The organism is Sphingobium mellinum, from assembly GCF_037860795.1.
Classification (GTDB): domain Bacteria; phylum Pseudomonadota; class Alphaproteobacteria; order Sphingomonadales; family Sphingomonadaceae; genus Sphingobium; species Sphingobium mellinum.
The window spans coordinates 580,939-605,833 of the sequence record NZ_JBANRK010000001.1; the positions used below are offsets into that span (position 1 = coordinate 580,939).

Consider the following 24,895-nt stretch of genomic DNA (forward strand, 5'->3'; position numbering starts at 1 on the left):
TGAATGATCATCCTTGGCCTTGACCCGGGACTTGGCACGACCGGCTGGGGTCTGATCGCCGCGGACGGCAATCGGCTGACGCATATCGCCAACGGCCAGATCAAGACCGACGTGGCGATGGCGCTGGCCTCCCGCCTGCTGGTGCTTGATCTGGCATTGACCGACCTCATACTCGAACATCAGCCCAGCGCCGCCGCCGTCGAGGAGGTGTTCGTCAACGTGAACCCGCAGTCGACGCTGAAGCTCGGCCAGGCGCGCGGCGTCGTGCTCCTGGCCGCTTCGCGATCCGGCATGGAAGTCGGCGAATATGCGGCCCGGCTGGTCAAGAAATCGGTGGTCGGTGTCGGCAATGCATCGAAAGACCAGGTACACGCGATGGTCGCCCGGCTGCTGCCCGGCGCCAAGGTCGCGGGACCGGACGCGTCGGACGCGCTGGCCGTGGCGATCACCCACGCGCATCATCTCGCGAGCGCCCGGCGCATCCCGCGAAAATAGGACCGCCTACCGGCCCGAACAGCGCAAAAGCCGCCGTTTTCCGCCGAAGTTCACACCATATGCGCGCGCGAGCGCGGGCGCGCGTAGGCGTGAAGCGGAGAAGATTCGACATTTCAAAGACGGGGTGAGGATAGGCGCGTCCAGGGCGTGTAGGACAGCCAGGAACGGGATGCGGGCGGGTAAATAGGATGGATTTCGCACGAGGCGTTGCCGGCTGGCTACACTCGGCGAAGCAGAACGGCGGCAGGGATGCAGGAGCGTCGGGTTACGACCATTTGTTGCCGTTCCGCTTCACCTTGTGCTTGTCCGAAACCGGCCACTGGCTCAGATGTGGATAACGTTGCGTCTGGGGACCAATATCATATGCCATTTGAACCTTTTGGCTATCGCTTTGAAATCAACTCGCCGATGTTACCGAGCGAAGTAAAAATCGCCATTAAGTCGCGTAAGAAGGGGTGGTTCGACGCCAAGAATGGAGCGCGCGGTTGGATTGTCGGACCCTTGATATGTCTCTGGTTTAGTGCGTTTGACCAACACGGCCCGATGTTGTTCGGGGTGATTTCCAACGATGCCGCAGGGACGCGAGTGCGCGGCAGAGCGGGTTCCGACCTCAACGGCGTGGTCATGTTTTCGCTCCTTATTCCGTTTATGATTTTCTTGGTATACAAACTAATTTTGGACGGGACGGCATCATTTCGTCAGTTACTGGTGATCGCTGTGGTTTTCCTTCTTGGAGCGCCACTTATTTATTGGTTGGCGCACAAAGATAGACGAGAAGCTGAACCTCTCATCCGGTTTCTTCGCGACACTCTAACTGTCTCTGGGAGAACGCTTCGACGGAAATCAGACGCCGCCGTCATCTCCAGAGAGTTGGTCATGTCTATCGGAGGGGAGAGGTTTTCAGGCGTAGTCACGCCCAATGCGATCCATGATGCGTTAATCGCGGTTGGAACCGGTAGTTTTGTGATCTTGGAGGCAGGTCCAGAAACTTACATACAGACTGCCTCTCGCGACGGTGCCTATATCGTGGAAAAGCGAGATGGAGGGAGTTTTGAGCATTTCCGCGCGTTACGCCCCAACGATAATTTGCGACTCGCCGAACGCCATAATGATTTGTTTGATTTCGAGGAAGTGCGAGAATTATTCATCGCTTACGCTTCTGAATCTCCCGCACCACCCTTCGCAACTTGGGAGAAAATGCACCTCAGCGAGTAAATATGATGGCTGATATCGCTCAATTGCTTTCTAAAGCCGCCATTCCGCTACCCACCCCTCTATGACGTTCTTTTCCTTGATGGGAAAAGATACGAAGCCTTGCCAGTGTAGCGCGTTAGGCCAAGTTGTATGAGGGGGAGGCGACGTCGAACATGGTCCGGGCATCGGCCCTTCCTTTTTACGCTGCGCCTGCCCGGACGCAAAAAAGCCCGCCGAACCATGTCCGGCGGGCCTTTATCCCTTCAGCAAGGCGCGGCGGGGGTCAGTCCGGCTTCTTCGCCACGCTGACCAGAGCCGGGCGCAACAGCCGATCCTTGATCATGTAGCCAGACTGCATTTCCACCAGAACGGTGCCCGGCTCGGCATCGGCCGAGGGGACTTCCATCATCGCCTGATGCTTGTTGGGATCAAGCGGCTGGCCGACAGACACCAGCTTTTCAATCCCGTTGCGGCCGAAGACCGCCTCAAGCTCGCGGCCGGTGGCTTCCAGCCCCGCGACCAGCCCCTTGAACTTTTCGTCCTCGCGCAGGTCGGCGGGGATAGTCTGGAGCGCGCGGCCCAGATTGTCCGCTACCGACAGCATGTCGCGGGCAAAGGCCGTCGCCGCATAGGAACGGGCGTCGGCCAGTTCCTTTTCCAGCCGGCGCCGGACATTCTGCGTTTCGGCATGGGCGTAGAGCACCTCCTGCTTCGCGCCCGCCAGTTCGCCTTCCAGGGCGGCAATGCGCTCGGCCGCGGCGTCGCCAGAGGGCGCCGTGTCTTCCGGCAGTTCGTCCACCAGTTCGCTATTTTCGATATTCTGCTTTTCTTCACTCATCTCATCAATCTCGACAACGTCTGCGCAGTGAAATCCACCATGGGGATCACCCGTGCATAGTTCAAGCGCGTCGGCCCGATGACGCCGACCACGCCAACCACCCGGCCATCGCCCCCCCGATAAGGCGCGGCTATGACCGAAGAACCGGACAGGGAAAAGAGCTTGTTTTCCGATCCGATGAAGATTTTGGTCGCGCTTCCCGCGAGCGCGCTTTCCAGCAGGCGGGAAATTTCCTGTTTGCCTTCCAGTTGTTCCAGCAATTGCCGCACCCGTTCCAGGTCCGCCGCCGTCCCGTCGTCCAGCAGATGCGCCTGGCCCCGTACGATCAGGACCGAGCGATCATCCGCATCCTGCGACCAGACGGCGATGCCGCGTTCGACCAATTCCCGCGCCGCGCCGTGCAGCGCGTTGCGTTCGCCTTCCATCTCCCGCCGCAGCGCTTCGCCCGCCTCGGCCAATGTCATGCCGGCGAAGCGGGCGGACATGTAATTGGCCGATTCATTGAGCATCATCGGAGTGACGCCTTCGGGCAGGTCGAGCACCCGATTTTCTATCGACCCATCCTGTCCCACCAGCACGGCCAGGGCCTGCCGCTGGTTGAGGGGCACGAAGCCGAACTGGCGCAGCACGGGCTCACGCTTGGGCACCAGGACGATGCCGGCGCAGGCCGACAGGCCCGAAAGCGCGGCAGTGGCGGCGGAAAGCGCTTCCTCGATCGGTCCGCCCTCGGCAACGCCCGCCTCGATGGCGCGCCGTTCCTCCACGGACGGCTCGGCCGCCTGCATCATGCCGTCGACGAAGAGGCGGAGGCCCGTTTCGGTCGGCATGCGCCCAGCCGACGTATGCGGTGCGGCCAGAAGCCCCAATTCTTCCAGATCCTGCATGACATTGCGGATGGAGGCGGGCGAGAGGCTGAGTGACGCCATCCTGCTGATCGTGCGCGACGCAACGGGCAACCCGGTGCCGAGATAGCTCTCAACCACCAGACGGAAGACGTCACGCGCCCGTTCATTCAGTTCGGTGATCGGTGGGACCGACATGGCCCCTATCTAGGCAAGCAATCGGCCGCACTCAAGCCGCAAGCGCTAACGACGATTGGAAGGCTTCACCATCGGCGCGATATCGAGCATCCGGGGGATCGTCGCGATGGTGGCCCGCAGCTTGCCATAGACAGGGTCCATGCAGCCCGACTGGAATTCGAGCCGTGTTACCGGCGCGTCGCCGCGCGTCCATTCTATCGTGTAGCTCGGCATGTCGGTTGCAAAGCGGGCGCAATTCTCGCCCTGGGTGATGCGCTTCACCGTGCCGGCCTGCGGACGAAACGGCACCAGCGCCGCGCGAAAGCGGCGATATTGCAGGGGCGTGACGGTAAAGCGCGTCGGCCCCGGAACGGCGGTGAAGCGCTCAGGCTCCAGCAGGCCCGACCCGTCCGGCGTCACGCGCAGGCTGTAGCTGGGGCACAGGCCGAAGCAGGGGCCCGCCGCAAAGCGAATCGTGTCGCCCGCCGTGACGGGCTGCTCCAGCTCGGCCTTCTGCATGGCGCATCCCGCCAGCAGCACCGCCACGCCCAAAATCGTCATCGATCGCAACCGCATGCGCGCTTCCTACCATCTTTCCCGGCCATCGCCACTGGCATGACGGCACAGTGGGCGCTAAGCCGCACCGACTTAACGCTTCGGAGAATGAGTTTATGCGTCCTTCCGGCCGCGCGCCCGACCAGATGCGCGATATCACCATGGAACCTGGTTTCACCATTCATGCCGAAGGGAGCTGCCTTGTCAGCTTCGGCGATACGCGGGTGCTGTGCACAGCGTCGGTCGAGGAAAAGGTGCCCCCATTCCTGCGCGGCAAGGGATCGGGCTGGGTCACGGCCGAATATGGCATGCTCCCCCGCGCCACCCACACACGCGGCAGCCGCGAGGCCGCCAAGGGCAAGCAATCGGGCCGCACCCAGGAAATCCAGCGCCTGATCGGCCGGTCCCTGCGCGCCGTCGTCGACCTCAAGAAGCTCGGCGAACGGCAGATCGTCGTCGATTGCGACGTGATCCAGGCAGACGGCGGGACGCGCACGGCCGCCATCTCCGGCAGCTGGGTCGCGCTTCGCATCGCGATCGACAAGCTGTTGGCGAGCGGCGCGCTGACCGAGGACCCGATTGTGCAGAAGGTCGCCGCGATCAGTTGCGGCATCTACAAGGGCACCCCCGTGCTCGACCTCGACTATGCCGAGGACAGCAATGCCGAAGCGGATGCCAACCTGATCCTGACCGGTGACGGAAAGTTCGCCGAGGTGCAGGCCACGGCCGAGGGCGCCACCTATGACGAGGAAGAGCTGCTGCGCCTGCTGCGCCTCGCCCGTATCGGCTGCGCCCAGATCTTCGCCGCGCAGGACAAGGCTTCGGGCCGCTAGGGGCGGCCCTACCCCTACCGTCAAACCCGGCTGGACGGGGGTCGCGCTTTCCTTTGCCCTCGATTGGTGGAAGAAGGAAGCGGGACCCCGGCCCAAGGCCGAGACGAAGAAGCGAAGGCAGATTGATGAGCGACGATTTCGGTCAGGAACAGGCGATCCGCAAGCTGGGTCCGGGCAAGCTGGTGATCGCCAGCCACAATCCCGGCAAGGTGCGCGAGATCGGCGACCTGCTGGCGTCCCACGGCATCGAGGCGGTGTCGGCGGCGGAACTGGAACTGCCCGAACCGGACGAAACCGGCACGACCTTCATTGCCAACGCCGAATTGAAGGCGCTGCAGGCGGCCGATCTGTCCGGCCTGCCCGCGCTGGCGGATGACAGCGGGCTGTGTGTCGAGGCGCTCAATGGCGATCCCGGCATCTTTTCCGCGCGCTGGGCCGGGCCGGACAAGGATTTCAATCTGGCCATGCAGCGGGTGTGGGACGCGATCGAGGCGCAGAGACCGGACGCGGGCCATGACGCGCATTTCGTCTGCGCCCTCGCCCTCGCCTGGCCGGACGGTCATGTCGAGGTGTTCGAAGGCCGGGTCGATGGCACCATCACCTGGCCGCCACGGGGCGACAAGGGCTTTGGCTATGATCCGATCTTCCAGCCGCATGGCCATATAATCAGCTTCGGCGAGATGGAGCCGGACAGGAAACATGCAATGAGCCATCGGGCCGACGCCTTCGCGCAACTGGTCGCGGCGGTCTTCTAGGGTATCGCGCTATGCCCCCGGGCTTGCCGACCGGGCCGGCCATAGCCGTCGGACCATGCTCCCGCTCATGACCCAGCCTCCTCCCCAGTCTCCGGCAACCGCGCCCGAACCCATGGCCCTGTATGTGCATTGGCCATTTTGCGTTTCGAAATGTCCCTATTGCGACTTCAACAGTCATGTCCGGGCGGATATCGATGTCGATCGCTGGCGCGACGCGCTGCTGAGCGATCTTGCGCATGAAGCCGCGCTGATCGACGGGCGACGGCCGCTGTCATCCATCTTCTTCGGCGGCGGCACACCTTCGCTGATGCCGCCCGCGATCGTGGCGGCCCTGATCGAGGCGGCAACAGCGCAATGGACACCGACGGGGGACATCGAGATCACGCTGGAGGCCAATCCCAGTTCGGTCGAGGCCGCGCGGTTCGCCGACCTTGCTCTGGCTGGAGTCAACCGCGTTTCACTGGGGCTTCAGGCGCTCGACGATCAGGCATTGCACTTTCTGGGCCGCGCGCATGACGTGCGCGAGGGGCTGGGCGCGCTGGATGTGGCGCAGTCCGTCTTCGACCGCGTCAATTTCGACCTGATCTATGCGCGCCCCGACCAGAGCGAGTCGGACTGGCAGACGGAACTGTTGCGCGGGCTGTCCTTCGGCACGGATCATCTCTCGCTCTATCAGTTGACGATCGAGCCGGGGACACGCTTTGCCACGCTGGTGGCGCAGGGCAAGCTGAGGCCCGCCGATCCGGATCACGCGGCGACGCTATACGAACTGACCCAGGCGATGACGCTGGAGGCCGGCATCCCCGCTTATGAGATCAGCAATCATGCGCGGCCGGGGCAGGAAAGCCGCCACAACCTCACCTATTGGCGCTATGGCGACTATGCCGGCATTGGCCCTGGCGCCCACGGGAGGCGGGGCGGAATGGCGACGGTGCGGCACAGGAAGCCGGAAAACTGGATGAGCGCCGTCACGCGCAACGGTCAGGGGCTACGGAGCGAGGAACCGCTCGCCGATGCCGACCGCGCCCGGGAGGCACTGCTGATGGGGCTGCGGCTGGCGGAGGGCGTCGATCTTGGCCGCATCGCCGCCTTGTCCGGAATCGCGACTGCCGATCTGGTTGACGGCCGGGCCCTGAACAGGCTGAAGGGCATGGGCCTGGTCGAGCGCGATGGGGACCGCCTGCGCGTCACTGCGCCGGCGATGCTGTTGCTCGACGCCATACTGCCGGAGATCGTGGCGGTCTGAAATCGTCGGCATCCCGCGCGGCATCGCTCTCGGGTAGGTATATGGCCCGCTGCATCGCGGCGGCCTGTCTTGCCGGCCTCGCCCAAAAAGGAAAGCGCCCCGACCAAGGCCGAGGCGCTCCTCTTCGATCGACAAGGGTGATCAGTTCGCCGCAGCGACGCCTTCCTGGACCATCAGCTGCTGCAATTCGCCCGCCTCGTACATCTCCATCATGATGTCGCTGCCGCCGACAAATTCGCCCTTCACATAGAGCTGGGGGATGGTCGGCCAATCGGAAAAGCTCTTGATGCCCTGGCGGATCAGTTGATCCTGCAGCACGTCGACCGTTTCATAGGCGACGCCCAGATGCTCAAGGATGGCGATCGCCCGGCTGGAAAAGCCGCATTGCGGAAAAAGGGGCGTGCCCTTCATGAAGAGCACCACGTCATTGCCGTTGACGATTTCGGCAATCCGCTGCTGCACGGCGTCGGTCATGGGTCAGTCCATCCTGTCAGGCGCCGGATCGGCCGGACGCATCAAAATTGAAAGCAGTTAGTTGGGAACGGCCGTGGTCAGTTGCAAGGCATGCAGCGTGCCACCCATCCGTCCGCCCAGCGCGGCATAGACGGCGCGCTGCTGCGCCACGCGGCTAAGGCCCCGGAAGCTTTCGGAAACAACCCGCGCCGCATAATGATCGCCGTCGCCGGCAAGATCGGTAATTTCCACGTCGGCGTCCGGGATCGCTGCCCGGATCATGTCCGCAATGTCCTGAGAAGCCATCGGCATGGACGCTAACCTGCTTTCTTACTGCGCTTTGGTTACTGGATTTCGATGAACTGGCGGCGGGCAACGACCTGCTGCTCTTCCAGCGCGCTGCGCACGCCGGCTTCATCGATATCGATGCCGGCCTGGGTCATGTCGCCCAGCAGCTTGCGGATGACATCTTCATCGCCCGCTTCCTCGAAATCCGCCTGCACGACGGCCTTGGCATAAGCGTCGGACTCTTCAGGCGTCAGGCCCATGCGCGCCGCGGCCCATTCGCCAAGCAGGCGGTTGCGCCGGGCCTGAATACGGAACTGCATTTCCTGGTCGTGCGCGAACATATTTTCGAAGGCTTTTTCGCGATCGTCGAAAGTCGTCATGCTTGTGCCCTGTCGCAAACGGAAAAGATTAAAAGGGAAACCTGGTTGAAAATAGGGCGATCGCGACGCTTACGCAACGGCAGGCGTGAGCCAGGGACGCCGCGTGGCATCCTTCGCCTCGAACTCGCCGATCGCGTCCGCCTGCCCCAGCGTCAATCCGATCTCGTCAAGCCCGCCCAGCAGGCAATGCTTGCGGAACGGATCAATTTCGAACTGGAAACGATCCTGGAACTGGGTCGTGACGGTCTGATGTTCCAGATCGACATGGATGGGATCGGTCTTTGCGACCGCCAGCAGCCGGTCGATCGCCTCCTGCGGCAGCACCACCGTCAGGATGCCGTTCTTGAAGGCGTTGCCGGAGAAGATGTCGGAAAAGCTCGGCGCGATCACGACCTTGATGCCCAGATCCGCGAGCGCCCAGGCCGCATGTTCGCGGCTCGACCCGCAACCGAAATTGTCGCCCGCGATCAGGATCGGGCTGCCGGCATAGTCCGGATCGTCGAACACATTGCCTGGCTCCTTGCGCAGCACCTCAAACGCGCCCTTGCCCAGGCCCGCGCGCGAAATCGTCTTGAGCCAATGAGCCGGGATCACGATGTCCGTGTCGACATTCTTCATGCCGAAGGGATAGGCGCGCCCTTCGACGATATTGAGCTTTTCCATCAATGCGTCCGCTTGATCTCCGGGCGCGGCGCACTTTGCGCGCGACCCAGGCCCGCCGCCATCGCGGCACTCGCCAGCGCGCCCAGCGCCAGCACCCAGAATATCTTTTTCATGCGACCACCTCTCCCCTTTTTTCGCCCAACAGTTCGCGCACGTCGGTCAGATGGCCGGTGATGGCAGCGGCAGCTGCCATGGCCGGCGAGACAAGGTGGGTCCGCGATCCGGGACCTTGCCTGCCCATGAAGTTGCGGTTGCTGGTCGAGGCGCAGCGCTCGCCGGCCGGCACCTTGTCCGGGTTCATCCCCAGACAGGCCGAACAGCCCGGCTCGCGCCATTCGAAGCCTGCCTCGGTGAAGATGCGGTCGAGGCCCTCGGCTTCGGCCTGACGCTTGACGAGGCCCGATCCGGGCACCACCAGCGCCTGCTTGATGCCGCTCGCAATGTGCCGCCCCTTGAGCAGCGCCGCAGCGGCGCGCAGATCCTCGATCCGGCTGTTGGTGCAGCTGCCGATGAAGACATGCTCGATCTCGACATCCTCCATCCGCTGACCGGCGGTGAGCCCCATATAATCGAGCGACTTCTGCGCGGCGGCGCGCTTGGATGCGTCGGAGAAGCTGTCCGGGTCGGGGACCACGCCGGTCACCGGCACCACGTCTTCGGGACTGGTGCCCCAGGTCACGTTGGGCACGATGTCGGCGGCGTCGATCACGACGGTCTTGTCGAACACGGCGCCTTCGTCGCTGTGCAGCGTCTTCCAATAGGCGACCGCCGCGTCCCATTCGGGACCCTTGGGCGCCATCGGACGGCCCTTCAGATAGGCGAAGGTCTTTTCATCGGGCGCGAACAGGCCTGACCGGGCACCCGCCTCGATCGACATGTTGGCGACGGTCAACCGGCCCTCGATCGACATATCGCGGAAGACGGAGCCGCGATATTCCATGACATAGCCGGTGCCGCCAGCGGTGCCGATGCGGCCGCAGATGGCCAGCGCCACGTCCTTGGGCGTCACGCCGTGGCCCAGTTCGCCCTCGATCACGACTTCCATCGTTTTCGATTGCTTGAGAAGCAGCGTCTGGGTGGCGAGCACATGTTCGACTTCGGACGTGCCGATGCCGAACGCCAGCGCGCCCAGCGCACCATGCGAACTGGTGTGGCTGTCGCCGCAGACCAATGTCGTCCCCGGCAGCGTAAAGCCCTGTTCCGGGCCGACGACATGGACGATGCCCTGTTCGGGATCCGCGTCGCCGATCAGGCGCACGCCGAATTCGGGTGCATTCCTTTCCAGCGCGGCGAGTTGCTGCGCGCTTTCCGGATCGGCGATCGGAATGCGATGGCCCTGCGCGTCGCGGCGCGGGGTGGTGGGCAGATTATGGTCCGGCACCGCCAGCGTCAGATCGGGCCGGCGGACCTTCCGTCCGGCAAGGCGCAGGCCTTCAAACGCCTGCGGGCTCGTCACCTCATGCACGAGATGGCGATCAATATAGATGAGGCAGGTTCCATCCGGGCGGCGCTCGACGACGTGCGCGTCCCAGATCTTTTCATACAAGGTGCGGGGCTTGACCATAGCCTCATCCCCCTACCCCCACAGCGCATCGCGCGAAAGGGGGCAGCGCCTCAATATTTGATGTTTCCGCCGATAGCCGCGCTGCGCGTACCGGGATTGGCGGCTGGGCGGCAGACAAAAAGACGGCCCGGGAGCGAATGCCCCGGGCCGCGAGTTTCCTTCCACCCGGATCGCGGGCACGCCCGCGATCAGGTCCTTGAGCAGCCGTCAGGCCGCGAACTGGTTCATCGTGTTGTGGACACCGCCAGCCTTCAAAGCGGCTTCACCGGCAAAATATTCCTTGTGATCGTCGCCGATGTCGGAGCCAGACATGTTCTGGTGCTTGACGCAGGCGATACCCTGACGAATTTCCTGACGCTGCACACCAGCGACGTAACCCAGCATGCCGGCTTCGCCGAAATATTCCTTGGCGAGGTTGTCGGTGCTGAGCGCCGCGGTGTGATAGGTCGGCAGCGTGATGAGATGATGGAAGATACCGGCACGGGCCGCCGCATCCTTCTGGAAGGTGCGGATCTTCTCATCGGCTTCACGGCCAAGGTCGGTGTCGTCATAGTCGACGCTCATCAACCTGGCGCGGTCATAGGCGCTGACATCCTTACCCGCCGCGCTCCAGGCATCGAACACCTGCTGACGGAAGTTCAGCGTCCAGTTGAAGCTGGGCGAATTGTTGTAGACCAGCTTCGCGTTGGGGATGACTTCGCGAATGCGGTCGACCATGCCGGCAATCTGTTCGACGTGCGGCTTTTCCGTTTCGATCCACAGCAGGTCGGCACCGTTCTGCAGCGAGGTGATGCAGTCGAGCACGACGCGGTCCTCGCCAGTGCCCGCGCGGAACTGGAACAGGTTCGACGCCAGGCGCTTGGGACGGAACAGCGTGCCTTCACGCGCCAGGACCACATCACCACGCAGGCTGTTGATGTCCGTGACCTCTTCGACATCGAGGAAGCTGTTATACTGGTCGCCCAGGTCGCCGGGTTCCTTGCTGAAGGCGATCTGCTTGGTGAGGCCGGCGCCGAGCGAGTCAGTACGGGCGACGATGATGCCATCGTCGACGCCCAGTTCGAGGAAGGCGTAGCGGACCGCGCGGATCTTCGCGAGGAAGTCTTCGTGCGGAACGGTGACCTTGCCGTCCTGGTGGCCGCACTGCTTTTCGTCGGAAACCTGATTTTCGATCTGGATGCAGCACGCGCCCGCTTCGATGAACTTCTTGGCGAGCAGGTAGGTCGCTTCGGCATTGCCGAAACCGGCGTCGATGTCCGCAATGATCGGAACGACATGGGTTTCGTAATTGTCGATCGCCTGGGTCAGGCGGTGCACTTCGACTTCGTTGCCGGCCTCACGCGCCTTGTCGAGGTCACGGAACATCAGGCCCAGTTCGCGGGCGTCGGCCTGCTTGAGGAAGGTGTAAAGCTCCTCGATCAGCGCGGGAACGCTGGTCTTTTCGTGCATCGACTGGTCCGGCAGCGGGCCGAATTCGCTGCGCAGCGCAGCCACCATCCAGCCGGACAGATAGAGGTAGCGGCCCTTGGTCGTGCCGAAATGCTTTTTGATGGAAATCATCTTCTGCTGGCCGATGAAACCGTGCCAGCAACCCAGCGACTGCGTGTAGTTGGCGGGGTCGGCGTCATAGGCCGCCATGTCGCGACGCATGATCGCGGCCGTATAGCGAGCAATGTCGAGGCCGGTATGGAAACGGTTCTGCAGGCGCATGCGCGCGACCGATTCGGGCGCGATGCCGTCCCAATGGCCTTGGCCGCCGATCGTGGCGTCTGCCCTTGTGATTTCCTGTTGGTAGCTCATTTCTCGGTCCTCGATCGCTCGATATGGGGATGAAGGCGATCTAGGCGGGCATTGCGGCAAGCGGCAGAGGCCCTGCGGTTCAGTTGTCGATCTTTACAGAAAATCCATGTACAGTTGTAAGGAACTGCACAGGAGCTTGCCGGCATGGCCAAGGATCGACCAGTCTATATGGGCCCGCGCCTGCGGAGGCTGAGGCGCGAATTGGGACTGACCCAGGCGGACATGGCTGCGGACCTGGAAATCTCGGCCTCCTATGTCGCGCTGATCGAACGCAACCAGCGGCCGCTGACCGCCGACATGCTGCTGCGCCTGGCCCGTACCTACCGCATGGACATGAGCGAATTGGCCGGCGATGGCGGCGCTGAACAGACAGCGCGACTCCAGGCCGTGCTGAAGGACCCGATGTTCGCCGACATCGACCTGCCGGCCCTTGCCACGCAAGACGTCGCCATGAACTATCCCGGCATCACCGAAGCGTTGCTGCGGCTGCACACGGCGTATCGCGAAGAGCAGATGGCGCTCGCCGACCGCGGGGTCGAACGCGGCGACACGACCTTGGAAGCGCCCGATCCCGTCGCCGAATCGCGCCGCTTTCTGGCTGCCCGCCGCAACAGCTTCCCGCTGCTCGACGATGCCGGCGAACGTCTGGCGGATGAGGCGCGTCAGGCCGGCGGCCTTGACGAGTGGCTGAAGGCGAAGCACGGGCTGCGCGTGCGGCGGCTGCCCGCGGACGTGATGGCCGGATCAATGCGGCGATTTGACCGCCATCGCGAAGCCGTCCTCATCGACGACACGCTGGACCGTGCCAGCACCGATTTCCAACTGGCGCTACAGATCGCCTATCTGGAGCTACGGAACGACTTCGACCTGATAATGAAGGACGGGCATTTCGCCAGTGAAGGCAGCCGACGACTGGCGCGGCGCGCTCTCGCGAGCTATGGCGCGGCCGCAATCCTGATGCCCTATGGCGCCTTTGCCAAGGCGGCCGAGGCGCGCCGCTATGATGTCGAGGCGCTGGCACGGCAGTTCGGCACCAGCTTCGAACAGACCGCCCATCGCCTCACCACCCTGCAGAAGCCGGGGCAGGAGCGCGTGCCCTTCTTCTTCCTGCGGATCGACCAGGCCGGCAATGTCAGCAAGCGGCTGGACGGCGCCGGCTTCCCCTTTGCGCGGCATGGCGGCTCCTGCCCGCTCTGGTCAGTCCATCATGCCTTCGAGCGGCCGCGCGAGGTTCTCACGCAATGGCTGGAATTGCCTGATGGCCAGCGCTTCTTTTCGATCGCACGGACCGTGACGGCGGGCGGCGGCGGTTGGGGCGCGCGCCGTGTCGAACGCGCCATAGCGCTCGCTTGCGCGGCCGAACATGCCCCTCGGCTGATTTACACGCAGGGCGTCCCGCCACCCGAACCGACGCCGATCGGCGTGACCTGCCGCCTGTGCCACCGCAGCCAGTGCATGGCCCGGTCGGTGCCGCCGATCGGACGTGATTTGCTGCCGGAAGATTTTCGCCGTGGCTACGCGCCGTTCGGATTCGCCGACGGCTGATCGGGACAAAGGGCGTCCCTGCCGGGCGCCCCCTTTCACTGGTCGATCAGGTCGAGATAGGCCACAACATCATTGTCAGTGGCGAGGAAGAGCCCGTCCTGCACATCGTCCGGCTGCTGGGCCGCAAGGCGCAGCGCTTCATCGAGCGGACCGTAGAAGAGCGTCGTCGCCGCGCCGCCGTCCTGGCCGTCGCTCAGAAAATAAAGGCGAACGGTCGCCGAGCCATAGGTGGTGCGCATGGCGCCATTATCGGGCTATCGACGGCCCCATGCAACAGCGGCGGTCAGCGCCGGTCGCTGACCTTGATGCCGCTCGCCAACTGGTTGCCGTCGATCCTGACGGCATCGTTGGTGAAGTTCGCGACGAAACTGCTGCCGCGCTGGAGGCCCGGTACGAAGGATGCACGATTATGCGTGATCGTCAGCCCGGCGCTGTCATGTTCGCGCCCCTCCGCAGCGACCGTGATGAAGGCGCTGTAATTGTCCTTGTCGCGCCCCTGCACCATCTCGTTGCGGCTGATCTCTCCGCTCGCGCCGTTGGAAAGGTCGATCATATAATTGGTCAGCTTGCCGCCGCTGTCGTCGAAACTGTTGTCGGTGATGGCGACGCGCGGCGTGCGGGTTTTCAGATAATGGCCGCCGTCACCCTGGTCGAAGCGCGATCGCGTGACCTTCAGGCTGCCATAGCGGCCGATATAGATGCCGTGCGCGCAAGCAAGATCGCGGTCGCAGCGCCCCAGATGGCGAAAGGTCGATTTATCGATGATGACGGTGCCGCCAGGCGAGTCCCCGCTCAAAATACCTTCCTCGCTGTTGCGGAAAAGGCTGTTGGTTACGGTCAGGTTGCCGCTTTCCAGCCTGATCCCCGCACCGTTCCCGTCCGGCACGCGCAGGTTCTGGAAGATGATGCCACCCACGCTGGCCGATCGACCGCGCAGCACCAGCGCTGCCTTCCCCTCGCAGGGCATGCCGTTCAGCGTGACGCTGCCGGGTGTCCGGGCGCGGAAAGTGACATCGCCCGCTTCCTGCACCGCGCACTGGGCATAGCTGCCCGGCGCGATCAGCACCGTTCCGCGCCCGTTGCCAATGGCCGCCACCGCGTCCTTGAGCATGGCATAGCTGCGCCCGGTCTCCACCACGGTGAAGGGTGTCGGCACGACCTGCGCGAGCGCGGTAGCGCCCACTGCGGCGGAGACAAGGAGCGTGGTTGTCAGGATGCGCATATCGAAAGACATAGAGGCCCGCGACCGCCGGGCCAATGCAAAGCCATGGTTAACAACCTCTTGTGCCGCGATGGGACAGGTCGGCGGCAAACCCTTTCGCCCACATGCGCGCCCGCGGCCTGAGGTCGGCGAGCGACCTTCGCTGGTTGAGCTGCAAGCTGATCCAGCCTAAGCTACGCCCACGCATGACCTTTTCGTTCCCACGCATGATCTTCGGTCCGGTCCTGCTGGGCGCGGCAATTCTGTCAGGCTGCTCGCAGGATGCCGGAGGGCCCGTGACCGTCAGCGTGATCGGCAGCGCCGCCGATTTCACCGATCCGCTTGATCGCCTGCCCGATCCGGGGGCAAAGCTGATCATGGAAGCCACGGCCCAGGGACTGGTCGCGTTCGACGCCAGCGGCGAAATCCTGCCCGCGCTCGCCCAGCGCTGGATCGTGGAGGATGACGGGCGCAGCTATATTTTTCGCCTGCGCCGCGCGACCTGGCCTGACGGCGACAAGGTGACAGCCGGTGACATCGCGCGGTTGCTGACGGCGCGCATCGAGTCGCTGCGGCAGGTCGACCCCGATGGCCCGCTGCAAGCGGTCGAAAAAGTCGTGCCCATGACCGGGGAGGTTATTGAAATCCGGCTGTCGGCGCCACGGCCCTATCTGCTGCAACTGCTTGCCCAGCCGCAGATGGGACTTCTTTCAAGGGCCGGCGGCACCGGACCCTATCGGCGGACCCGCTGGGGAAAGGGGCTGGCGCTGACCCCGGTGAGCAGCGTGACGGATGAGGGCGAGGAGCGATCCCCTCCAGCCTCGCAAAAGCGGATCCTGCGGGCTGAACGCGCGGCGCTGGCGATCATCCGCTTTCGGGAGGGGAAGGCCGCCATGGTGCTGGGCGGCCGCTTCGCCGATCTGCCGCTGCTGCTACCCGCCGGGATCGACAGGGACGCGGTTCGCATCGACCCCGCACAGGGGTTGTTGGGTTTGGCCGTGACTGGCGATGGTCCGCTGCTGAATGATGACGGGGTGCGCCGCGCGATCAACATGGCGGTCGATCGCAGCCAGCTGCCCACGCTGTTCCCGCTGGGTGGCTGGGCCATCACCGAACAGATTCTGCCCACGCAGATGGACTTGCCCGTACCCCCCGCCCGGCCCGACTGGGCGGACCTGTCGCAGGAGGATCGATGGGCGCAAGCGGCGGCCGTGATCACGCGCTGGCGCAGCGAACATGGCGATCCGCCTGCCCTGCGCGTGGCGCTCCCCGAAGGACCGGGCGCAACGATGCTGTTCGGCCTTTTGCGTCATGACCTCGGGCTGATCGGGCTTCAGGTCCAGCGGGTGGCGCTGAAGGAGAATGCCGACCTGCGGCTGGTGGATGAGGTTGCCGCCTATGACAGCGCGCTGTGGTATCTGGGACGAATCGGCTGCGCCCGGAAAGTCCATTGCTCCGACCTGGCCGAGGCACAGCTGCAGGGGGCCAGTCTGTCCACCACCCTTGCCGAGCGCCTGGCGCGGGTAGCCGAGGCCGCGAACCTGATGCAGGCGCATAACGGCTATATCGCGCTGGGCGCCCCGATCCGTTGGTCGCTCGTCTCGCGACGGCTGACCGGCTTCCTCCCCTCCCCCCGGGCACGTCACCCATTGAACCATCTGTTCCGCCGACCCACCTAGGGTGCCAGGAGGATTGAAAGCATGGCCTTTTCGCAGGATCAGTTCGACCGGCTGGTTGGCGATCTGCCCGGCTTCGGGCGCGACCCCCTGTCGGTACGGCGGCGCATTGAGGCGATGGAAGCGGTGCTGGAAGGGCTGTTCGTCATTCCCGGCACGAAGCGTCGCGTCGGCCTCGACAGCCTGGTCGGGCTGATTCCGGTGGTAGGCGACCTTGCTACCGCAGCGATGGGCGGTTGGATCATATGGGAAGCCCGGAACCTGGGCATGCCCAAATGGCAGCTGGCGCGCATGGCCGCCAATGTCGGCGTCGACACGCTGATCGGCGCCATCCCCTTCGCCGGCGACGTGTTCGACTTCCTGTTCAAGTCCAATACGAAAAATCTGCGAATCATTCGCCGACATCTCGATCGGCATCATCCCTCGACCGCGACGATCGACGTTAGATCTTCGACCGAACGGCCTGGCTAGGCAAAGGCGAAATCCAGGCCGATGTCGGCGGCGGGCGCGGACTGGGTCAGGCGGCCGACGCTGATATAGGTGACGCCGGTTTCCGCCTTGCCGCGTATCGACTGGAGCGTAACGCCGCCCGACGCTTCGGTCGGCACGCGCCCACCGACGAGCGTCACAGCGCCGCGCAGCGTCGGTGCGTCCATATTGTCGAGCAGCAGGTGCGTGGCTCCGGCGGCGAGCGCGGGTTCGATCTGGTCGACGCGATCGACCTCGACGATGATGCGTTCAATACCGGCGGCGGCGGCACGGCGAACCGCTTCCTCGACCGATCCGGCAACGGCGACATGATTGTCCTTGATCATCGCCGCATCCCACAGGCCCATGCGATGGTTGGTCGCGCCGCCCATCCGGGTCGCATATTTTTCCAGCACGCGAAGGCCGGGAATCGTCTTGCGGGTATCGAGCAGGATCGCGCCCGTGCCCAGGATCGCGTCGACATAGGCCCGAGTCATCGTCGCGACGCCGGTCAGGTGCTGCACAGTGTTCAGCGCCGACCGCTCGGCGGTCAGCATCGCCCGAGCCCTTCCCCGGATGCGCATGATGTCGGTGCCGGCCGCAACGCGATCGCCATCCTGCTTCAGCAGTTCGATTTCGACATCCGGGTCAAGCGCGCGAAAGAAGGCGGCAGCGATGGGCAGGCCGGCGAGCGTGACCGCGTCGCGGCTGTCCATCACCCCGTCGAACACCGCGTCGGCCGGGATCACGGCCTCGCTGGTGACATCCCGCCCGCCGGGACCGAGATCCTCGGCAAGGGTCGAGGCGACGAAGGCGTCAAGGTCGAAACCCGAAAGAGCGAAGGTCATCGGGCGCCCAAATCGCCCTGGCCGACCGTGTTGCTCGCCATTTCGAGCATTCGGTCGAGGCTCTTCTTGGCAGCAAGGCGCAGTTGCTCGTCCATTTCGATGCGCGGCCGCAGGTCGCGGAGCGCAAGGTAAAGCTTTTCCATCGTATTGAGCGCCATATAGGGGCAGATATTGCAGTTGCAGTTGCCGTCCGCTCCGGGCGCGCCGATGAAGGTCTTTTCCGGGACCGCCTTCTGCATCTGGTGGATGATATGCGGTTCTGTGGCGACGATCAGCGTGTCGCCGGGCATCGTCTTGGAAAAGGCCAGGATGCCGCTGGTGGACCCAACATAATCGGCATGGTCTATGATGAATGGCGGACATTCCGGGTGCGCCGCGACGGGCGCATCGGGATGCTGCGCCTTGAGCTTGAGCAACTCGGTCTCGCTGAAGGCTTCGTGGACGATGCAGACACCGGGCCAGAGCAGCATTTCGCGGCCGAGCTTGCGGCTGAGATAGCCCCCCAGATGTTTGTCGGGCCCGAAGATGATCTTCTGATCCTTCGGGATCTGCGCCAGTATTTTTTCGGCGGACGAACTGGTGACGATGATGTCAGACAGCGCCTTCACCTCGGCCGAGCAATTGATGTAGCTGAGCGCAATATGGTCCGGATGGGCCTCCCGGAACGCCTTGAACTGCGTGGGAGGACAGCTGTCCTCCAGGCTACAGCCCGCGTCCATGTCCGGCAGCACGACGATCTTTTCAGGGCTCAGGATCTTGGCCGTTTCCGCCATGAAGCGGACGCCGCAAAAGGCGATGACTTCCGCATCGGTTTCCGCCGCCTTGCGCGAAAGTTCCAGGGAATCGCCCACGAAATCCGACAGGTCCTGGATTTCGGGCTTTTGGTAATAATGGCCGAGGATAACGGCGTTGCGCTCCTTGCGCAGCCGGTCGATCTCCGCGCGCAGGTCGATACCCTGCGGGATTGCGGTGGTGGCGTTCATGTACCTACTCCTCACGGGCCTTGTGCCGCGCCCCTAGCGGGCCTGCCGCAGATTGGCCAGCATCTGTTGATCCATCATAGGCGCTAGCGCAGCTGCCAGCGCCCGTCGCCAATCGCAGCCGCAAGGCCCCTGCCATCGAGATCGACCAGATGCGCCAGCACCGACCGCCCCGCCGCCGGATGGAGACGCGGGTCGACGCCCTTATACATCTCCGCCACCATGTCCGGTATCTGCGAGGCGCCGTTGCGCTCAAGGAAGCGCATGATCTGCCCCTCACGCTGTTTGCGATGGCCCATCATGCCGCGCACCAGCCGCCGCGGATTGTCCACCGCATCGCCATGGGCGGGATAATAGATGCGGTCGTCCCGATCGAGCAGGCGCTGCATCGACCGCATATAATCCGCCATGTCGCCGTCGGGCGGAGAAATGACGCTGGTGGACCAGCCCATGACATGGTCGCCCGTGAACAGCGCGCCTTCCTCGATCAGCGCGAAACACAGGTGGTTGGACGTGTGGCCTGGCGTGGCCACGGCTTCGAGCGTCCAATCCTCCCCCGCCACCCGCTCGCCGTCGCCCAGGATGCGATCGGGCTGGTAGAAAGCGTCAAAGGCGGCATCCGCGCGCGGTCCGTCGTCATCCAGTGTCAGCGGCGCGCAGCCGATGACCGGCGCCCCGGTCCGATCCGCCAGCGGCCGGGCCGCCGGGCTGTGATCGCGATGGGTGTGGGTGCACAGTATGGCGCGCACGGGCCGATTGCCGATCGCCTCGATCAAGGCTTCCAGATGCCCATCGTCCAGCGGGCCGGGATCGATCACGGCAAGATCGCTGGTGCCCACCAGATAGGTCTGCGTGCCGGTATAGGTGAAAGCCGAGGGGTTGGGCGCCAGCACGCGGCCGATCAGCGGCGAAATCTGCTTGAGCATGCCGGTGGGCATGACTGCGGTGTCGGGGGGCGAAGCCATGCGCCTCATGTGCCCATTTGTGCGCGTTTTTCAAGGCCCGCACAGCGGCTGTTCAGTTCCGCGCCGCGCGCGCCTATGATCGGGCAATGACCGCGTCCCATCCTCTCGTCGAACAATGGCGCCGTCATCTTGCGCTGGACCGGCGGCGATCGGTGCACACGGTGCGTGCCTATATCGCCACGGCCGAACGGCTGATCGCCTTCCTGGAGCAGCATCGGGGCGAAGCGGTGACGGCAGCGACGCTCGCCGATGTCGACCAGGCGGACCTGCGCGCGTTTCTGACGGTGCGGCGCATGGATGGTATCGGCAATATCTCGGCCGCGCGGGAATTGTCGGGAGTGCGCGGCTTCCTGAAATTTGCGGGCGGCGAGGATGGCCGCGTTCCCCTGCTCAAGGGCCCCAGGGTGAAACGCGGCCTGCCCCGCCCCGTGGCGCCGGACGATATCGTCGCTCTGGCGGAAGACATCGCCGAAACGGCGCGCGAAAGCTGGATCGGCGCGCGCGACTGGGCGGTGCTGCTGCTGCTCTATGGCGCGGGGCTGCGGATTGGCGAGGCGATGGGCCTCAAGGGCGACATCCTGCCGCTGGGCGAAACGCTTCGAGTGACCGGCAAGCGCGGCAAGACGCGGATCGTCCCGCTGCTGCCGCAAGTGAGGCAGGCGATGGAGACCTATGTCGCCGCCTGTCCCTTTCCGGCAGGGCGGGACGATCCCCTGTTCCGGGGTGCACGGGGTGGCCCGCTGTCACCAGCGCTGATCCGCCGCGCGGTGCAGGGCGCGCGTGGGCGGCTTGGCCTGTCGGACAGGACCACGCCCCATGCGCTGCGGCACAGCTTCGCCACCCATCTGCTGGGGCGCGGCGCAGACCTGCGGTCGCTGCAGGAACTGCTGGGCCATGCGAGCCTGTCATCAACCCAGATCTATACCGAGGTGGATGCAGCCCACCTGCTCGATGTCTATCGCAACGCCCATCCGCGCGCTTAGCGGCGGTTTCAGCCCCTGGGCTTCCAGGTAGCCAGGCGCCAGAGATAGAGCGCCACCGCCCCCACCACGAAAGCGGTGGCAACCGGCCCCACATATCTGTCGATGTCGCGAAAATTCTGCCCAAGGAGGTAGCCCGCATAGGCCAGGATGATGTTCCAGATCAGGGCACCAGCCGCCGTCCAGGCGAGGAACTTCAGATGCCCCATGCGAAACAGGCCCGCCGGCAGGGAGATCATCGTGCGGAAGGCGGGCAGGAAGCGGAAGACGAAGACGACGATCTGGCCATATTTGCCGAACAGGCGATCAAGCGCTTCGATATCCTTCCACTCCAGCGTCGCCCAGCGGCCATAGCGGTCGACCAGCGGCTTCAGCCGTCCGAAACCGAGCACATGTCCAACGAGATACCAGAAATAATTACCGACGGTCGTACCAAGCGTGCCGGCAAGCAGCAGCCATTCCATCGCCATCCGGCCTTGTCCGACGCGGATGCCGCCAATGCCCATGATAAGTTCGGACGGAATGGGCGGGAAGACATTTTCCAGCACCATGAGCGCGAAAATACCCCAGTAACCGCCCGCGTCGATCAGGTGCAGGACCCAGTCGGTCAATATCCTTCACCCTGCCGAAAGCTGGAATCCGCCACGATCGGCACGGTCTTGGGCATGACAGCGAACTGCCGCTGAACATCGGGCGAGGGTTTCAACCCGCAGCCCTGGCAGCCAGCCGCGCGTCTATGGCGTCCCAGATCATGCCGCCTGTATCCGTTCCGTTGAAGGCGTCGATCGACACGATGCCGGTGGGGGATGTGACGTTGATCTCTGTCAGCCATTCGCCGCCGATCACGTCGATCCCGACGAACAGCAGCCCGCGCCGCTTGAGTTCCGGGCCCATGGCCGCGCAGATTTCCAGTTCCCGGTCGGTCAGTTCGGTCTTCGCGGCCGATCCGCCCACGGCAAGGTTGGATCGAATTTCGCCGGCGCCTGGAATACGGTTGATCGCGCCCGCAATCTCGCCGTCGACCAGCACGATTCGCTTGTCGCCCTGGGCTACACCGGGAATGAAAGCCTGCGCCATGAACGGCTCGACCCATGAGGATTTGAATAGTTCCACCAGCGCCGACAGGTTCGCGCCGGATCGCCCGACATGGAAGACCGCGTTGCCGGCATTGCCATAAAGCGGCTTCACCACGATCTCGCCATGTTCGGCCAGGAACGACCGCACCTCGGCGAGGTCGCGCGTAATCATGGTCGGCGGCATGAAGCGCGCATAATCGAGCACGAACAGCTTTTCGGGCGCGTTGCGGACAGCGGCGGGGTCGTTCACGACCAGCGTTTCGGACTGAACCCGCTCCAGCAGATGGGTCGCGGTGATATAGCTCAGGTCAAAGGGCGGGTCCTGCCGCATCAGCACCACATCGACGTCCCGGCCGAGGTCCAGCGTCTCTTCCGGCCCAAAGGCGAAATGGTCGCCGTCGACCTTCTGCACCTTGACGGACCGCGCCCTGGCCAGGACCCGGCCGTCCCGATAGGTGAGGTCCGGGGCAAGATAATGATAGAGCCGATGCCCCCTTGCCTGCGCGGCCAGCATGATGTGGAAAGTGGAATCGCCCTTGATGTTGATGCCCTCCATCGGGTCCATCTGCACGGCGACGGTCAGGGGGTTGAGTTTGGTCATAGAAGGCCTTCCATCAAGTATATCCGTTCGCTTCGAACCCGAACGGGATGAGGAGCCGTCACCCCCCATGCCAGACGTTCGCCAGATGGCGTGGCGGACGGCCCGGTGCAAGGAGGATCACATCGATCCGCATGTCATCACCCGGCAGCGCCATATCGTAGAAGAGCATTTCGGCCGCCGCGGCGACTCGCGACAGGCGTCGTTCGTCTATCGCCAGGTCGAGATCAGCGCCGGTCGCGCGGGCCTTCACCTCGACAAAGGCCAGCATCTTGCCTCGCCGCGCCACCAGGTCGATCTCCCCCGCCGGGGTCCGCAGGCGGCGGCCGACGATCTGCCAGCCCTTGAGGCGCAGCCACCACCCCGCCAGCCGCTCGGCCTGCCGCCCCCGCTTTTCGGCAAGCTGCCGCTTCACCCCTTGAGCTCCATCGCGCGCGCGTAAAGGGCGCGGCGATCGAGCCCGAGCCTCTTTGCGACTTCGCCCGCCGCCTTGGAGACGGGCAGCCGCTCCATGGCCTCGACAAGCGCGGCATCGGCATCCTCGGCGCTGGCTGCCGGCGGTTCTCCGGGCGGGCCGACGATGACGACGATCTCGCCCTTGGGCGGCGCATCGGCATAGCGGGCAGACAATTCGGACAGGGTGCCGGTCTGCGTTTCCTCGAACGCCTTGCTGATCTCGCGGCTGACGGCAGCGTCGCGGTCGCCCAGCCCCTGCGCCATCGCGGCGAGGCTGTCCGACAGGCGCTGGCCGCTCTCGTAGAAGACCAGCGTGGCGCGCAGGCTGGCGACCTCGGCAAGCGAGTCAGCCCGCGCCTTCTGCTTGGCGGACAGAAATCCCATGAACAGGAAACGGTCGGTCGGGAGGCCAGAAAGCGTCAGCGCCGCGATCACCGCGCTGGGCCCGGGCAGCGTGGTGATATTCCGCCCGGCAGCCCGCGCGTCGCGCACCAGCTTATATCCCGGATCGGAAATCAGCGGCGTTCCCGCGTCCGACAAAAGCGCGACCGATTCGCTCGCCATCCGCTCGATCAGGCGGGCGCGAACGCTCTCGGCACTATGGTCGTGATAGGCGACCATCGGCCGGTCCGACCCGGCGTGCCGCAACAGACGTGCGCTGACCCGTGTATCTTCCACGGCGATGACATCGGCTGCCCGCAGGACATGCGCCGCGCGCGGGCTAAGGTCTCCAAGGTTGCCGATCGGCCCCGCGACGATGTAAAGCCCAGGCTCAAGCCCAGAAGATTGTGTTTCCATAAGGACGCCAGATGACAGAGACGGATGCCCTCCGGCAAGCGGACTTGTTCGCGGCCATCAAGCGCGGCGCGCGCATCGCCTTCGCCGCCACGGCCCTTGCGCTCGCCGCCTGCCAGTCGGTGGTCCCGCGCGGTGCCGGCCCCGCCGGCCCGGCCGAGCCTGCGCCATCCGGCCCCGACATGACGCAGGGCCTGCCCACCGACGCGCAGCGCCATCGCGTGGCGCTGCTCGTTCCGATGAGCGGGCCCAACGCCGGCGTGGGACAGTCGATCGCCAATGCCACGACGCTGGCGCTGATGGATACGAAAGCCGACAGGGTCCGTATCACCACCTACGATACCGGAATGGGCGCCGCCGCTGCGGTCAACAAGGCGCTGGCGGAGGGCAATCGCCTGATCCTTGGTCCCTTGCTGGCCGAGGACGCGCGCATCATCGGGCCGATCGCCGCCCGCGCCAATGTGCCGGTCATCAGCTTTTCCAACGATGTGAGCGTCGCAGGCAATGGCGTCTACATCATGGGCTATAACCCGAACCAGTCGATCGACCGCGTCGTCCAGTTCGCGCGGGACAAGGGCCTGTCGAAATTCGCCGGACTGGTGCCCAAGGGGGTCTATGGCGAGCGTTCCGGCACCGCCCTGCTGCGCGCGGTGGAGAGCAGCGGCGGTACGGTCGTGTCGATGCAGACCTTCGACCGATCGTCAGCCTCCATGACCGCGGCGGTCAGGAAGTTGGAGGCGTCGTCCAGCTATGACGCCCTGCTGATCGCGGACAGCGGCCGCGTGGCGCTGGAACTGGCGCCAATCGTGCGGAAGAATGGCGGGGCCAAGGCAAGGCTGCTGGGAACCGAGTTGTGGAACACCGACAATGCCCTGGCATCGAGCCCGGTGCTGCGCGGTGCCTGGTTCGCCAGCGTGTCGGACGGCCTCTATCGCCAACTCGCCAGCAAATATCGGGCGCGCTACGGCTCTTCGCCCTTCCGCCTGTCGGCGCTCGGCTATGACGCGGTGCTGCTGACCGTGCGAATCGCGCGCGACTGGAAGCCGGGGACGACCTTCCCGGCGGCGCGGCTGCGCGATCCGGGCGGCTTCTCCGGCATAGACGGTGCATTCCGCTTCGGCCACAATGGCGTGGCTGAACGGGCGCTGGAAGTGTCGGAGGTCGGGCCGGGAAGCTATACGGTCGTGGCGGCGGCGCCCAAGGCATTTACCGAGTAATCGACGC

28 protein-coding genes are annotated in these 24,895 nt (G+C 64.5%); 10 read left to right on the forward strand and 18 right to left on the reverse strand.

Translation table 11 applies throughout. The features are described from left to right. The first annotated feature begins 3 nt into the window (after positions 1–3). Together ruvC and AAC640_RS02960 are read left to right on the forward strand one after the other, a co-directional pair. A complete protein-coding gene (gene ruvC, locus AAC640_RS02955; protein WP_340264576.1) occupies positions 4–495 on the forward strand; it encodes a crossover junction endodeoxyribonuclease RuvC in 492 nt (163 codons plus the stop codon). Positions 496–858: 363 nt separating this feature from the next. After that, positions 859–1,710, forward strand: coding sequence for a hypothetical protein (locus tag AAC640_RS02960; RefSeq protein ID WP_340264577.1), 852 nt, complete (start codon positions 859–861; stop codon positions 1,708–1,710). 262 nt (positions 1,711–1,972) lie between these two features. Here AAC640_RS02960 and grpE read toward each other — a convergent pair whose 3' ends face one another. Genes grpE through AAC640_RS02975 form a run of 3 tightly spaced genes read right to left on the reverse strand, consistent with a single transcriptional unit; the run spans position 1,973 to position 4,122 of the window. After that, a complete protein-coding gene (grpE, locus tag AAC640_RS02965) occupies positions 1,973–2,527 on the reverse strand; it encodes a nucleotide exchange factor GrpE (protein ID WP_340264578.1) in 555 nt (184 codons plus the stop codon). Next, on the reverse strand, positions 2,524–3,567 hold the full coding sequence (hrcA, locus tag AAC640_RS02970; protein ID WP_340264579.1) for a heat-inducible transcriptional repressor HrcA: 1,044 nt from the start codon (positions 3,565–3,567) through the stop codon (positions 2,524–2,526). Before hrcA ends, grpE begins: the two co-directional genes overlap by 4 nt. Positions 3,568–3,612: 45 nt before the next feature. Continuing rightward, the gene (locus AAC640_RS02975) at positions 3,613–4,122 is read right to left on the reverse strand and encodes a DUF6438 domain-containing protein (protein WP_340264580.1); all 510 of its coding nucleotides are present in this window, start codon (positions 4,120–4,122) and stop codon (positions 3,613–3,615) included. A gap of 95 nt (positions 4,123–4,217) precedes the next feature. Between AAC640_RS02975 and rph the strand changes: the two genes are divergently transcribed. The 3 genes from rph (at position 4,218) to hemW (ending at position 6,935) form a co-directional block, all read left to right on the forward strand. After that, the gene (rph, locus tag AAC640_RS02980) at positions 4,218–4,934 is read left to right on the forward strand and encodes a ribonuclease PH (RefSeq protein ID WP_340264581.1); all 717 of its coding nucleotides are present in this window, start codon (positions 4,218–4,220) and stop codon (positions 4,932–4,934) included. A 125-nt stretch (positions 4,935–5,059) separates the two neighbouring features. Further along, entirely contained in the window at positions 5,060–5,689 is a 630-nt protein-coding gene (gene rdgB, locus AAC640_RS02985; RefSeq protein ID WP_340264582.1) for an RdgB/HAM1 family non-canonical purine NTP pyrophosphatase, read from the forward strand. 67 nt (positions 5,690–5,756) lie between these two features. Further along, positions 5,757–6,935 carry a radical SAM family heme chaperone HemW gene (gene hemW / locus AAC640_RS02990; protein ID WP_340264583.1) on the forward strand — a complete coding sequence of 393 codons (1,179 nt, stop codon included), beginning with the start codon at positions 5,757–5,759 and terminating at the stop codon, positions 6,933–6,935. A gap of 141 nt (positions 6,936–7,076) precedes the next feature. Here hemW and grxD read toward each other — a convergent pair whose 3' ends face one another. The 6 genes from grxD to AAC640_RS03020 all read right to left on the reverse strand — a co-directional run bounded on the left by grxD (position 7,077) and on the right by AAC640_RS03020 (position 12,083). Next, positions 7,077–7,409 carry a Grx4 family monothiol glutaredoxin gene (gene grxD / locus AAC640_RS02995; protein ID WP_340264584.1) on the reverse strand — a complete coding sequence of 111 codons (333 nt, stop codon included), beginning with the start codon at positions 7,407–7,409 and terminating at the stop codon, positions 7,077–7,079. Between the two features lie 57 nt (positions 7,410–7,466). After that, positions 7,467–7,700, reverse strand: coding sequence for a BolA family protein (locus AAC640_RS03000; protein ID WP_340264585.1), 234 nt, complete (start codon positions 7,698–7,700; stop codon positions 7,467–7,469). A gap of 32 nt (positions 7,701–7,732) precedes the next feature. Next, on the reverse strand, positions 7,733–8,056 hold the full coding sequence (locus AAC640_RS03005; protein WP_340264586.1) for a DUF1476 domain-containing protein: 324 nt from the start codon (positions 8,054–8,056) through the stop codon (positions 7,733–7,735). A gap of 69 nt (positions 8,057–8,125) precedes the next feature. Further along, positions 8,126–8,719 (reverse strand): 3-isopropylmalate dehydratase small subunit, encoded by a 594-nt coding sequence (gene leuD, locus AAC640_RS03010; RefSeq protein WP_340264587.1) that lies wholly within the window; start codon positions 8,717–8,719, stop codon positions 8,126–8,128. Positions 8,720–8,828: 109 nt separating this feature from the next. Continuing rightward, positions 8,829–10,283, reverse strand: a complete 1,455-nt coding sequence (leuC, locus tag AAC640_RS03015) for a 3-isopropylmalate dehydratase large subunit (protein WP_340264588.1) — start codon at positions 10,281–10,283, stop codon at positions 8,829–8,831. A 207-nt stretch (positions 10,284–10,490) separates the two neighbouring features. Next, complete coding sequence (locus tag AAC640_RS03020; protein ID WP_340264589.1) at positions 10,491–12,083, reverse strand: isocitrate lyase; 1,593 nt, start codon at positions 12,081–12,083, stop codon at positions 10,491–10,493. 144 nt (positions 12,084–12,227) lie between these two features. On the opposite strand from AAC640_RS03020, the gene AAC640_RS03025 reads away from it, so the two are divergent. Next, positions 12,228–13,628, forward strand: a complete 1,401-nt coding sequence (locus AAC640_RS03025; protein WP_340264590.1) for a helix-turn-helix domain-containing protein — start codon at positions 12,228–12,230, stop codon at positions 13,626–13,628. A gap of 35 nt (positions 13,629–13,663) precedes the next feature. Here AAC640_RS03025 and AAC640_RS03030 read toward each other — a convergent pair whose 3' ends face one another. Then, positions 13,664–13,867 carry a hypothetical protein gene (locus AAC640_RS03030; RefSeq protein WP_340264591.1) on the reverse strand — a complete coding sequence of 68 codons (204 nt, stop codon included), beginning with the start codon at positions 13,865–13,867 and terminating at the stop codon, positions 13,664–13,666. 44 nt (positions 13,868–13,911) lie between these two features. Beyond that, positions 13,912–14,850, reverse strand: a complete 939-nt coding sequence (locus AAC640_RS03035) for a right-handed parallel beta-helix repeat-containing protein (protein WP_340264592.1) — start codon at positions 14,848–14,850, stop codon at positions 13,912–13,914. A 185-nt stretch (positions 14,851–15,035) separates the two neighbouring features. Here AAC640_RS03035 and AAC640_RS03040 point away from each other — a divergent pair, with 185 nt between their 5' ends. Further along, positions 15,036–16,508, forward strand: coding sequence for an ABC transporter substrate-binding protein (locus AAC640_RS03040; protein WP_340264593.1), 1,473 nt, complete (start codon positions 15,036–15,038; stop codon positions 16,506–16,508). Positions 16,509–16,529: 21 nt separating this feature from the next. Then, positions 16,530–16,976, forward strand: a complete 447-nt coding sequence (locus AAC640_RS03045; RefSeq protein ID WP_340264594.1) for a DUF4112 domain-containing protein — start codon at positions 16,530–16,532, stop codon at positions 16,974–16,976. Here AAC640_RS03045 and nadC read toward each other — a convergent pair. The 3 genes from nadC to AAC640_RS03060 all read right to left on the reverse strand — a co-directional run bounded on the left by nadC (position 16,973) and on the right by AAC640_RS03060 (position 19,766). Continuing rightward, on the reverse strand, positions 16,973–17,821 hold the full coding sequence (nadC, locus tag AAC640_RS03050; RefSeq protein WP_340264595.1) for a carboxylating nicotinate-nucleotide diphosphorylase: 849 nt from the start codon (positions 17,819–17,821) through the stop codon (positions 16,973–16,975). The genes AAC640_RS03045 and nadC overlap by 4 nt on opposite strands. Continuing rightward, positions 17,818–18,804 carry a quinolinate synthase NadA gene (gene nadA / locus AAC640_RS03055; protein WP_340264596.1) on the reverse strand — a complete coding sequence of 329 codons (987 nt, stop codon included), beginning with the start codon at positions 18,802–18,804 and terminating at the stop codon, positions 17,818–17,820. Before nadA ends, nadC begins: the two co-directional genes overlap by 4 nt. An 83-nt stretch (positions 18,805–18,887) precedes the next feature. After that, complete coding sequence (locus tag AAC640_RS03060) at positions 18,888–19,766, reverse strand: MBL fold metallo-hydrolase (protein ID WP_340264597.1); 879 nt, start codon at positions 19,764–19,766, stop codon at positions 18,888–18,890. Positions 19,767–19,852: 86 nt separating this feature from the next. Here AAC640_RS03060 and AAC640_RS03065 point away from each other — a divergent pair, with 86 nt between their 5' ends. Continuing rightward, complete coding sequence (locus AAC640_RS03065) at positions 19,853–20,749, forward strand: tyrosine recombinase XerC (protein WP_340264598.1); 897 nt, start codon at positions 19,853–19,855, stop codon at positions 20,747–20,749. Positions 20,750–20,757: 8 nt separating this feature from the next. Here the strand turns inward: AAC640_RS03065 and AAC640_RS03070 are convergent, their stop codons facing one another. From AAC640_RS03070 to rsmI, 4 genes are all read right to left on the reverse strand, one after another. After that, positions 20,758–21,357, reverse strand: coding sequence for a DedA family protein (locus AAC640_RS03070; protein WP_340264599.1), 600 nt, complete (start codon positions 21,355–21,357; stop codon positions 20,758–20,760). 91 nt (positions 21,358–21,448) lie between these two features. Beyond that, entirely contained in the window at positions 21,449–22,423 is a 975-nt protein-coding gene (gshB, locus tag AAC640_RS03075) for a glutathione synthase (protein ID WP_340264600.1), read from the reverse strand. 58 nt (positions 22,424–22,481) lie between these two features. After that, positions 22,482–22,835 carry a YraN family protein gene (locus tag AAC640_RS03080; RefSeq protein ID WP_340264601.1) on the reverse strand — a complete coding sequence of 118 codons (354 nt, stop codon included), beginning with the start codon at positions 22,833–22,835 and terminating at the stop codon, positions 22,482–22,484. After that, complete coding sequence (rsmI, locus tag AAC640_RS03085) at positions 22,832–23,674, reverse strand: 16S rRNA (cytidine(1402)-2'-O)-methyltransferase (RefSeq protein ID WP_340264602.1); 843 nt, start codon at positions 23,672–23,674, stop codon at positions 22,832–22,834. Before rsmI ends, AAC640_RS03080 begins: the two co-directional genes overlap by 4 nt. Positions 23,675–23,685: 11 nt before the next feature. Between rsmI and AAC640_RS03090 the strand changes: the two genes are divergently transcribed. After that, complete coding sequence (locus AAC640_RS03090) at positions 23,686–24,888, forward strand: penicillin-binding protein activator (RefSeq protein WP_340264603.1); 1,203 nt, start codon at positions 23,686–23,688, stop codon at positions 24,886–24,888. Positions 24,889–24,895: the final 7 nt, after the last annotated feature.